General features: G+C 55.8%; 1 pseudogene. It reads right to left on the bottom strand.

What is annotated here, in order from left to right:
- Positions 1-223: 223 nt before the first annotated feature.
- A pseudogene (locus tag GWQ22_RS21775) lies at positions 224-593 on the bottom strand (zona occludens toxin); the annotation flags it as partial.

Genomic DNA, 593 nt, shown 5'->3' with positions numbered 1-593 from the left:
CGCCCTATAGCCTTCGGCTGGTCGCTAGAACTGGGGCATTAAAGACCGGTTTAGCAGGGAAAGGGGTGATCCAGTATCGGGGCAAGATGGGCGTGTTTCGCCGCGAGACGGTAGAGGCAAAAATGGGCAGCAGAGGGCGGCTTGTAGGGGCTACCGCCCCTGTCCTTGGTAGTCTTTAGAGTCCTATTTAACATAAATAACCGAGTGGCGCGGTTGAGTCTATTCATGTCCGGTCATCACTTGGCCTCCCTCCCCCTTTGGTATCCGCAAAGAGCTGAGCATTGTATTTGCGGCGCAAGGTATCGCCATCAGGGTCGCAATATACGTCCACTGGCTGGCCCTGATACCTCACCACGGCATGGCAAGCGCTCATCGCTACCACACGAGCGAGTTCATCCGGCCAGTCATCACTATGAAGGGCCTGCACGTCATCGCCCTTTCGAAGAGAAAAGCAATAATCGACCCGAAATGATCCCGGATCCTCTTTCACCAACACATGGCAACTGATAACCAGACGATAGCCAGCGAACGGCCCTACAGAAAGAACCCCGCCACCAGACGCAGCAGGAACGCCGCTAGGGCGTACCCCATCA

Origin of the sequence: Aeromonas sp. 1HA1, from assembly GCF_029237385.1 — a bacterium.
Classification (GTDB): Bacteria; Pseudomonadota; Gammaproteobacteria; order Enterobacterales; family Aeromonadaceae; genus Aeromonas; species Aeromonas popoffii.
The sequence above is the reverse complement of the archived record's forward strand: the minus strand, read 5'-3'. Positions and strand labels throughout refer to the sequence as shown.